This is a genomic window from uncultured Roseovarius sp., from assembly GCF_947259555.1.
Lineage (GTDB): Bacteria > Pseudomonadota > Alphaproteobacteria > Rhodobacterales > Rhodobacteraceae > Roseovarius.
In genome coordinates this window covers 22,834-32,115 of sequence record NZ_CAMYMD010000021.1, presented here as the reverse complement: position 1 = coordinate 32,115, position 9,282 = coordinate 22,834, and the positions used below count along the sequence as shown (strand labels likewise).

The window sequence follows — 9,282 nt, the reverse complement described above, 5'->3', positions numbered from 1 at the left end:
GGGCTCGTCGCGGCTCGACCGCGCGGCGCTCACCGTGGTGCAGCGCGCCGCCCCCTTCCCCGCGCCGCCCTCGGGCGCGCAGACCAGCTTCTCGATCCGGATCGAAGGGCGGTGAGCGTGCCCTGCTGTGCACCCCATGCCGGAGACCGGCCTTGAGATCGCAGGTCCGCGACGCTTTCCACTCTGACAATATCGTCCGCATGGCGCGTGAACTCGGCAATGTGCGGATCGATTTCGCGGGCAGCGGCCAGCGCGCGCTCCCCGCACACCGAGGGCATGCCCGGCCTCAATATCGAGCTGCGGCTGCGCGGACGGAGCGCCTCCTGCCGCCTCGGCGATAGCCACCGCCTGACGCTTGACGCGGGCGAGACGCCGATCGTCGGCGAAGGGGAGGGCGCGGTGTGGGAAGTGCACCTGCCGCATCAACCCGCGCTCGAGACTGTGTCGTTGCATTTCACCGAGGCGTTCCTTGCCGAGCGGGCGTCGGCGGGCGATCCGCTCGTCTCGGCGGTGCACGCCTGGGTAGCGAATTGTCGGGTGAGGACGACCCGGCTCGAGCACGGGTTGCGCCCGAGTCACCGGATGCGGCGCTCTTGTGCGAGGCCGCTGCGCTGGAATGCCTTGCCGGATCATTGTCGAGACTGGGAAACCGACCGAAGTCTTCGAGGCGGCGCTGCAAACGGGGTCCACGTTCAATGAAGTCAACGACCCGCAGTACTTTCTTAACGGCATGGTTTCGGGGCCGCTGGCCGGGCGGCTCTCTGGGCGGCTGAGTGTCGAACTGGCCAAGGGTGACGCTCCGCGCCGCGGGATCGGCGGCAATGCGGGGTTTCTCACCGAGTTCGAAACTGCGAGACTGCGCGGCCGGTTGGCGGGTGAAGCAGACGTGGCGGACGGGATGCGCTGGAACCTCACCGTCGAGGCACAGACCGGATTCGTGCCGCAGACCTCGCAACCTCGTCGAGGGGTCGGCCACCTCCGGTCGCCCCTTCAGTGACCGGGTGATCCGCACCAATGCCCCGACCCGTGTCTTCGATATCGACTCGGATGTTGTGTCGTTCACGACCGATACAGATATCGGCGCGGCAACGCTTGAGACGCTCACCGCGCGCGTGCATGATGAGTTCTCGAGCCGCGACGAACAGACCTTCCGAAACAAACTGGCCTCTGACAAAACCGTCTGGACGCAGGATCTGATCCTGAGTTTCGGCCCCGAGGCGGAGACAATCTCTGCATATACGGATCTGCATTACGGGCTGAGCGACCGCCTGACGCGTTCGGCATGGTTACGCTTTCAGGGCTTTCGCGACCGGCGCGACATCGCCACGACGGCACTTTTTTCGCCGCTTCTTCCGCCGACCACGGGCGCGGCGAGCAGCCGCAAGTCCGAGTTCGAGGTGCTCCCGAGCCTCGGGATCGGCTACGAGATCGACGATAAGAATTCCGTCAGCCTGTCGCTCCGGCGCGGCTATACGCCCGGCGGTTCCGAGCATGCGCGCGCTCTCATCCACGACAGCGATGCGCGCGTCTGACCCGGTCCCGGCGCTGTTTGGCCGCACCTTGTCCATGGCGGGGCAATTCATGATCTTCGGCGTTGCGCTCTTCATGCGGCAGGGCGGCGCGCCGTCGACGGCCATAGGGATGGTATCGTTGGTGGCGATCCTTTGCGTGCTGCGCTTTCCCTGGTCAACGCTGCTCGACCGCGTGAGCCTCGGCTTTGGCGGTCATTACCGTGGCTGGATGATTGCCGCGCAGGCCGCGCTTGTCGCGGCGCTCGGCCTCGCCCTCGGTCAGCAATTGTCCGGGGGCTGCGATGATCCAGCCGTAGCTCTGTCCGTGATCCGCGGCCAACGCCATCCTGCGCGACCAAACCCCCTTCAAAGCCCCCGTCTGACAACACAGTTGCCCCAAGGACGCCCAGAACCTCCGAGAAGGCCTGCGCCATCGGCGGACGCATCAGCACCGTCAGCATCAGGGTGCGGGCTTTGAGATCGCGGTCGCGCAGGCTTCTCTGCCAGGCACCGTCTACGGCATTTGCAAAAGGCATACCGTCGGGCGAGCCGGGCCGGCGCGGGGCCGGGTGGTCAACATAGACCGACCCCACATCGAGGATCATAGCCTCGATCGCAGGGCGACCTGATGGGGCTCGAGATGGGGAAAGGCGTGGTGAAGAATGAGGGACGACCTCAGATCGTGCGGCAACGTCGCTTTGCTCTGGCTGAGGCCTCGGGAAGTCGAGAACGCTGCTGGCAGACGACCAGAACGGTCCGGAGCATCGAGATCTATAACAGATTGTGCAAAAGAAGCAGGGCCCGAAAGCCCCCAGAGAACAAGTATCCGTCCGGGTCAAGCTGATTTTGGCTGCCAGAGTCTGTTCTCTTTCAGAAGCGTGTTGGCCAGGATGAGCAGTTTTCGCATGAGCACTGTGAGGGCCACATTGTGAGGTTTCCCGGCAGCTCGGAGGGCGTCGTATTTGGCGCTCAGGTCAGGATTGCGTTTCATGGCGACGAGGGCTGGCATGAACAGAGCGTGTCTCAGGTGTCGCCGACCTCCCTGGATGCGGGCCCGCGTCAACTGCGGTGTCAAACCGAGGGTCTGGGTCGCGAGCCGGTTGATCAGCGCAGTCCGATCCCGCACCAGCCCTGCGCGGGCGATGTGCAACTCCTTGAGTTCGCGCTCTTTGTGATCGATGGGCCGATTCCGGCACCAGTTCCAGCGCGCGGCCCATAGCCGCCAGCATCCGGGCGTCCACCGCATCGGTCTTTGCACGGGTCCCGTGGGCCTGCGCAAAGCGGCGCGCCTGCAGCGGGTTCACCTTCACGAGCGGAAGGTGCCCCGAGAACGTGGTCTCGAAACGTCTGTGAAACGGCCCTGTCGGCTCAAAGACGACCCGGTCCGGCGGCGTGGGATCAAGCCATCGTTTGAGGGCGCGCAACCCGTCTGTTGAATTGTCGAACCGAGCATGTGCTCCGGTGTTCAGATCGTGTGCGTCCAGATGGGCTTTCGAGATGTCGATGCCGATGGTAGTCTGTGTCATCTTCGCTGTCCTATGCTTGTCATGCAGAGCCGAGAGCTGCTGCGTATCAGCCTCTCGGGACATTTCCTGCGGAAATACCCTGCCGGTCAGCGGTTCAGGCCTCATGCGAAGACGGTGGCCGATCTCACTTGATTACGGTCCTCAAGGACCCGGCCGAAGACGATCTGACCACCGCCGGTGCCTGCCATTTATGAAGTGGCTGGCACCGGCCCCACCTTCCCATGAAAGGCATCAGAAGTATGAGACAAGGTGCCTCAGGCACCGCCGCGCAGCGCCCGACCGCCCCGTCGCACCAGAGGTGCGCCAATACAGGCGGCACGCCTCCGGCGTGACGGGCGGGGCTTCTGCACCGCCTGTATACTGACCCAACGCAAAATGTGGCGGCACCATAAGGTGCCAATCTCAACCCGCAGTGCGCCCGCCCGCGGTCGGGCACTGCCCGGCTCTTCCTTCACACGCTCTGCCCTGACCCTCTGATGAGACCAAAACCGCATGTCCCGCACCACGCCCGAGTTGCTCGCCGACCGGGCTCGCCTGATGGGTCCGAATGTCTCGACCTTTTATGACGATCCGGTTCATTTCGTGCGCGGCGAAGGGGTCTGGCTTTGGGATGCCGACGGGCGCCGATACCTCGACTGCTACAACAACGTCCCGCATGTGGGGCATTGCAACCCCCGGGTACTCGAGGCGATCTGCCGACAGGCCGGCACGCTGAACACCCACACGCGCTATCTGCATGACGGGATCCTCGATTATATCGAAAAGCTGACCGGAACGATGGATGCCTCTCTCGGCACGGGCGCCCTGACCTGCACCGGGTCCGAGGCGAACGATATCGCCCTGCGCATGGCCGAAGCGGTGACGGGCAGGCGCGGCATCATCGCCACCGACGCCACCTATCACGGCAACACGTCGCTGGTCAGCCAGCTCAGCAAGTCGAACATCCCGAGCGTGGGCTTCGGGCTGGACCGGTATTTCCGCTTCGTCGATGCCCCCGACAGCTATCGCGCGCCCGACCCGGACGGAACAGGCTTCGCCGCCGCCGTGGCCGAACAGATCGCCGCCCATGAAGCGGCCGGGACGGGCTTTGCCGCGCTTGTCGTCTGCCCCTATTTCCTGAACGAAGGCTTGCCGAACCATCCCGACGGATGGCTGAAACCGGTGGCCGAGGTGGTGCGCAAGGCCGGCGGCCTGCTGATCTGCGACGAGGTTAAATCCGGGTTCGGCCGCACCGGCACCCACCTCTGGGCGCATGAGAAAATGGGCGTCGTGCCCGATGTGCTCACCCTGGGCAAACCCATGGCCAACGGGCATACAGTGGACGGCGTCGCGGCGAATGGCGACATCGTCAAGGCGTTTCGCCAGGGCTATCGCTATTTCAACACCTTCGGCGGCAATCCGGTGTCCTGCGCGGCGGCGATGGCGGTGCTGGACGAGATCGAGGACAAGGCCCTCGTGGCCAATGCAAAGACGGTTGGCGCGCATGCCCGCCAGCGGCTCCTGGCCCTCAAGGACAAACACGAGGTCATCGGCGATGTGCGCGGCTCCGGGCTGATCTTCGGGGCCGAGATGGTACTTGACCGCGCCAGCAAGGAACCGGCCAGCACCTTTACCGACCGGGTCATCAACGCCATGCGCCACCGTGGGATCATTCACTCCAAACTGGGGCGTCACAAGAACACCCTGAAAATCCGCCCGCCGATGCCATTCTCGATCGCCAACGCGGACCTGCTTTTCGACACGCTGGACGAGGTTCTGAGCGAAACGCCGGTGGCCCCATGACCACGGTCGTTGAGAAAGCCCTGGCCCTTTGGGGCCTGGACGGCGCCGTGTGGCATCTTGTGGCCGCCCGCGAGAACCAGGTGTTCAAGGTCACGACACGCGACCGCACTTTCGCCCTGCGGCTGCACGGGCAAGACTATCGGACGAACGCGGAGCTTTGGTCGGAACTGGCCTGGATGGACGCCGTCGCACAAGGCGGCATCGCCGTGCCCGCGCCGGTCCGGTCGGCGATGCGCCGCTCTGGGGCCGGTTCTGGGACAATCCCGGCCTGTCGCCGCAGGACAGAACGCTGTTCCTGGCCCTGCGCGATCAGGCCATTGCCACCCTCAAGAATATCGGGGACGATCTCGACTACGGCCTGATCCACGCGGATCCGGTGCGCGAAAATATCATGCTCGACGGCGACCGGCTGCAATTGATCGACTTCGACTTCGACTTCGACTTCGACGATGGCGGCTTCGGCTTCCGGCTGTTTGACATCGCCACCGCCCTGCTCAAGAACCTGACCGAGCCGGACTATCCCGACCTGCGCGTCGCCCTGACGGAGGGCTACACGTCGCGCCGCCCCATCGACCTGCGCGTGCTGGACCTGTTCATCGCGCTCAGGTCGGCCACCTATGTCGGCTGGATCATGACGCGCATGGACTAAGACGGGGCGCAAGAGCGAAGCGCGCGCTTCATCGACACATCGCACGCCCTCGTCCGGGGAGCTCTGGTGAAATCCTGAGCATCGGGGCGGATGGGGCCGCCGGATCAGAGACACGTCGTGCCTATGGAAACGGTTGCCCGACAGCATGCATCAGGATGTTGCGCCGCCCTGTTTTCGCAGCGCGGAGGATCTGTTCGATCCGGGCCTGGCCGAGAGGGCTGCGCCCCGCTTCGGGCTTGAAACATTACGACACTTGTCGTATTTTGCGTGACACATGACGCGAGGAGGCACGCAATGGAAGCAGTTCAGATCGAAGGCGACGTCGGACGCACCGTCGGACTGCTCGGCGGTGAGAAAGTCATCCACGCCAGGGTCCGAAGCGCGATGGATGCGCATGAGGTTCTTCTGAAGGGCCTGCCGGCCGATGCCCTTCTGCATCTCGTCTCGGCGGTGACCTTCCTGGAACAGGGCGATGCCCTGAAGAAGGCAATCGGGCTCAGCCTTCGGACGCTGCAACGACACAAGGCCAGGAACGCCCCGCAGCTGCTCAGCGTCGAGCAAAGCAACCGGACCTGGCGTTTCGCTGAAATCTTCGCCCATGCTATCGACGTCATGGGATCCGAGGACGCCGCGGAAGCCTGGATGAACAAGCCCGCAATCGGCCTCTCCAACCGGAAACCTGTCGACCTTCTCGCGACGTCGGCCGGGGTCGAAGCTGTCGAGGAATACCTGACACGCCTGGAATACGGGGTTTATGCGTGATCCCGTTGCCGCCCCCGCTCGGCTCGGGCGAGATCAGGCTGTGGCGCATTGATCTGGAACGCCACCGCAAGACCTGGCACACGGGGGAAGGGGCTTTCCGGGTTGGCGGGCGCTGGAACACGCCGGGCGTGCGCGCCGTCTATGCGTCACTGGATCCGGCGACGGCCTGCCTCGAAGTGGCCGTTCACAAGGGGTTTGAGGTTCTGGATATGGCGCCTCATTATCTGACGTCTGCCCGGATCACCGACATGTCAAGGATCCACCTGGTTGGGCCTGATGACATCCCGAACCCGAACTGGCTCACCCCTGCCGCGCCAAGCAAGAACCAGCAGGAGCATGGCAATAAGCTCCTTCGGGAACATGTCTGCATCCTGATCCCTTCGGCCGTTTCCCGACACAGCTGGAATCTGATCTTTGACGCCGACCAGGCGGGCGGGCTTTATGCGGATGTTGCACAGGAACGGTTTGCACTCGACCCCCGGCTGCAGGCACCCGCCTGAGCCCAAGCCGGAAGATCAGAAAAGGCGCCCGCCTATAAACCGGGACGTTACGGGTTGAAAACGGGGCCGGGTGCGGCCCTGTTCAGAGGCCGAGCAACTTGCGTGCGTTTTCCTTCAGGATGAGCGGGCGGACCTCGTCCCGGAAATCGGCCCTTTCGAAATCGGCCAGCCAGCGGTCGGGCGTGATTGCCGGCCAGTCAGACCCGAAAAGCATCTTTTTCTTCAGCAGCGTATTGGCGTACCGCACGAAGATTTCGGGGAAATATTTCGGCGACCAGCCGGACATGTCGATATAGACATTGGGCTTGTGCTGCGCCACCATCAGCCCCTCTTCGGTCCAGGGGAATGACGGATGCGCCATCACGATGGGGGTGTCCGGAAAGTCGATGGCGACATCGCCGATATGCACCGGGTTGGAATATTTCAGCCGCATCCCCATGCCGCCCTTCATGCCCGATCCAACGCCGGTCTGGCCGGTATGGAACAGCATCGCCGCGCCTTCTTCGGCAATCGCTTCGTAGAGCGGATAGGCCATGCGGTCATTGGGGTAGAACCCCTGCATTGTGGGATGGAACTTGAACCCGCGCACGCCGAACTCGCGCACCAGCCGCCGCGCTTCGCGCGCGCCCAGCTTGCCCTTGGCAGGGTCGATCGACGCGAAGGGAATCAGGATATCGTCATTCTCGGCGCAGATCGTTGCCACTTCCTCGTTCGAGTAGCGGCGGAACCCGGTTTCACGTTCGGCATCGACCGGAAAGATCACGGCGCCGATCTTGCGTTCGCGGAAATAGGCGGCGCTCTGTTGCACGCTTGGCAACATGCCATCCGCCCCGGCGGGGTTCTTGAAATAGGCGGCCATGCCGGCCTGGAACTCGCTGTATCCGTCGTCACGGCCGGAACAGCAGGGCTCTTCGGCGTGGATGTGAAAATCGATGACGACAAGATCGTCGACATTCATAGGCTATCCCCTTCGATCCCTACGAATTTTTGTAACAGGCGGGTCAGTTCGGCCATTTCCGCGGCGGACAGCCGAACGTTTTCATGTGCGATATAACCGAAGACTTCGGACTTGCGCGCATCGACCAGCCGCTTGCCCTTGGCCGTCAGCGTCAGCTGTACGGCGCGGCGATCGCCGGCTTCGATCGTGCGCTGGACATGGCCTGCGTCTTCGAGCCGCTTCACCAGCTTGGTCATATGGGCGGGCTTGATCATCAGCCGTTTGGCCAGCACGCCCTGACGAACGCCGGGGTTGAGCGAGATCAGCCAGATAACCGAGAATTCGCCGGGCCTGAGCTGGTCGTGGCCAAGCGCTTCATAGAACAGGTTGAAGACCTGAAGCTGCGACAGGCGCAGCAGGAACCCCGGGGACCTGGACAGGTTCCCCAGCCGGATCCTGTCGGAATTGGCGGCATCGGTCATGACACGTTATTCCGTCGGGGCGGCGACCTTGGCCGCGCGCTTTTCCAGAAACGCGCGCAGCCGCTCTTCGGCTTCGGGCGAGGTCGCGGTAAAGGACGCGATGAAGCTTTCGACGAACAGCCCGTCCTCGCTGGACATATCCTGTATCCGCGGCAAGGCGTGAATGATCGCATAGTTGGTTATTTCGACGTTGGTCGCGGCACGGGCGGCCATGTCGACGGCGCGCTCGACGGCAGTGCCCGCCGGGACGACATATTGCACCGCGTTCCAGCGCTCGGCGGTGGCGGCGTCGATCGAGCGGCCGGTCAGCATCATGTCACTCATCCGGGCCGATCCGATCAGCCGCGCACAGCGCACCGACCCGCCGCCGCCGAGGAAAATGCCGCGCTGGCCCTCGGGCAGGGCGAGAAAGGCGGTTTCGTCCGCCACCCGGACCTGTGCCGACGCGGCCAGTTCAAAACCGCCGCCGACCACGGCGCCATGCAGCGCGGCGAACCAGGGGATACGCCCCTGCTGGATGCGTCCGAACACCTGATGCCACCGGCGCGAGCCGTGGACCCCCTCGATCGGGGATTTGTGCACATGTTCGGCCAGATCCGGCCCGGCGCAGAAATGCGGCCCGTGGCCAAAGATCACGGCAGCTTTGGCCACGGCCTCGGCGCGGCTGATGACACCGTCGAGCTCTTCGCCAAAACGATCCGAGATCCCGTTGCGTTTCCCAGGGCGGTTGAGTCCGATCAGCGCAACGTCCCCGCGCATCTCGAAGGTCAGGAATTCTGTCATGCCGTCTTTTCTTTCTCGTTTTCCGCAAGGTTTTTATCGGAACCACTTTGCAGGAAATTAGTTTCCATGTGAACTAATTTTAAAACGGGAGGTTGAAAATGGCAGAATCAGTGCAGCCCCGGCGACTGTTCTGGGAGGTGGATCTGGCGGCGCAAAAGCGCGCGGATGGCAGTATCCTGGTCTGGCAGAAGGGCACCTTGCCCGACTGCCCGGCCCGGATGTCGGACCGGATCGCGCATTGGGCAGAGCAGGCGCCGGATCGGCTGTGGATGGCCGAGAGGGGGGGGGCGATGGCGCCTGGCAGGGTGTGACCTATGGCGCATTGCTGGCGCGGGTCCGCGCGATCGGGC

General features: G+C 63.8%; 14 protein-coding genes and 1 pseudogene. 10 read left to right on the top strand and 5 right to left on the bottom strand.

Annotated features, from left to right (window positions below; genetic code table 11):
- The 4 genes from Q0X85_RS03365 to Q0X85_RS03350 all read left to right on the top strand — a co-directional run.
- Window positions 1-115 (top strand): energy transducer TonB (locus Q0X85_RS03365; RefSeq protein WP_297768979.1); only part of this gene is annotated, 115 nt, incomplete at its 5' end.
- Window positions 116-276: 161 nt separating this feature from the next.
- A complete protein-coding gene (locus Q0X85_RS03360; protein ID WP_297768967.1) occupies window positions 277-699 on the top strand; it encodes a hypothetical protein in 423 nt (140 codons plus the stop codon).
- Window positions 700-730: 31 nt separating this feature from the next.
- Window positions 731-997, top strand: a complete 267-nt coding sequence (locus Q0X85_RS03355; RefSeq protein WP_297768964.1) for a hypothetical protein — start codon at window positions 731-733, stop codon at window positions 995-997.
- Window positions 998-1,001: 4 nt separating this feature from the next.
- Complete coding sequence (locus Q0X85_RS03350; RefSeq protein ID WP_297768961.1) at window positions 1,002-1,532, top strand: TonB-dependent receptor; 531 nt, start codon at window positions 1,002-1,004, stop codon at window positions 1,530-1,532.
- Between the two features lie 154 nt (window positions 1,533-1,686).
- Here Q0X85_RS03350 and Q0X85_RS03345 read toward each other — a convergent pair whose 3' ends face one another.
- Both Q0X85_RS03345 and Q0X85_RS03340 read right to left on the bottom strand, forming a co-directional pair.
- Window positions 1,687-1,857 (bottom strand): hypothetical protein, encoded by a 171-nt coding sequence (locus Q0X85_RS03345; protein ID WP_297768956.1) that lies wholly within the window; start codon window positions 1,855-1,857, stop codon window positions 1,687-1,689.
- 874 nt (window positions 1,858-2,731) lie between these two features.
- Window positions 2,732-3,037: pseudogene (locus Q0X85_RS03340) on the bottom strand (transposase); the annotation flags it as partial.
- Between the two features lie 492 nt (window positions 3,038-3,529).
- Here Q0X85_RS03340 and Q0X85_RS03335 point away from each other — a divergent pair.
- From Q0X85_RS03335 to Q0X85_RS03315, 5 genes are all read left to right on the top strand, one after another.
- Entirely contained in the window at window positions 3,530-4,819 is a 1,290-nt protein-coding gene (locus Q0X85_RS03335; RefSeq protein ID WP_297768953.1) for an aminotransferase class III-fold pyridoxal phosphate-dependent enzyme, read from the top strand.
- Entirely contained in the window at window positions 4,816-5,181 is a 366-nt protein-coding gene (locus Q0X85_RS03330; RefSeq protein WP_297768950.1) for a phosphotransferase, read from the top strand. The genes Q0X85_RS03335 and Q0X85_RS03330 overlap by 4 nt, the downstream gene beginning before the upstream one ends.
- Window positions 5,088-5,468 (top strand): phosphotransferase, encoded by a 381-nt coding sequence (locus Q0X85_RS03325; RefSeq protein ID WP_297768977.1) that lies wholly within the window; start codon window positions 5,088-5,090, stop codon window positions 5,466-5,468. The genes Q0X85_RS03330 and Q0X85_RS03325 overlap by 94 nt, the downstream gene beginning before the upstream one ends.
- A gap of 294 nt (window positions 5,469-5,762) precedes the next feature.
- On the top strand, window positions 5,763-6,230 hold the full coding sequence (locus Q0X85_RS03320; protein ID WP_297768947.1) for an antitoxin Xre/MbcA/ParS toxin-binding domain-containing protein: 468 nt from the start codon (window positions 5,763-5,765) through the stop codon (window positions 6,228-6,230).
- A complete protein-coding gene (locus Q0X85_RS03315; RefSeq protein WP_297768944.1) occupies window positions 6,227-6,730 on the top strand; it encodes an RES domain-containing protein in 504 nt (167 codons plus the stop codon). The genes Q0X85_RS03320 and Q0X85_RS03315 overlap by 4 nt, the downstream gene beginning before the upstream one ends.
- A gap of 82 nt (window positions 6,731-6,812) precedes the next feature.
- Here the strand turns inward: Q0X85_RS03315 and Q0X85_RS03310 are convergent, their stop codons facing one another.
- From Q0X85_RS03310 to Q0X85_RS03300, 3 genes are read right to left on the bottom strand one after another with little or no spacing between them, the layout of a single operon-like run.
- Complete coding sequence (locus Q0X85_RS03310) at window positions 6,813-7,688, bottom strand: amidohydrolase family protein (RefSeq protein WP_297768941.1); 876 nt, start codon at window positions 7,686-7,688, stop codon at window positions 6,813-6,815.
- The gene (locus Q0X85_RS03305) at window positions 7,685-8,149 is read right to left on the bottom strand and encodes a MarR family transcriptional regulator (RefSeq protein ID WP_297768938.1); all 465 of its coding nucleotides are present in this window, start codon (window positions 8,147-8,149) and stop codon (window positions 7,685-7,687) included. The genes Q0X85_RS03310 and Q0X85_RS03305 overlap by 4 nt, the downstream gene beginning before the upstream one ends.
- A gap of 6 nt (window positions 8,150-8,155) precedes the next feature.
- Window positions 8,156-8,932, bottom strand: a complete 777-nt coding sequence (locus Q0X85_RS03300) for a crotonase/enoyl-CoA hydratase family protein (RefSeq protein ID WP_297768935.1) — start codon at window positions 8,930-8,932, stop codon at window positions 8,156-8,158.
- A gap of 98 nt (window positions 8,933-9,030) precedes the next feature.
- Here Q0X85_RS03300 and Q0X85_RS19785 point away from each other — a divergent pair, with 98 nt between their 5' ends.
- Window positions 9,031-9,243 (top strand): hypothetical protein, encoded by a 213-nt coding sequence (locus Q0X85_RS19785; RefSeq protein WP_366129204.1) that lies wholly within the window; start codon window positions 9,031-9,033, stop codon window positions 9,241-9,243.
- Window positions 9,244-9,282 lie beyond the last annotated feature (39 nt).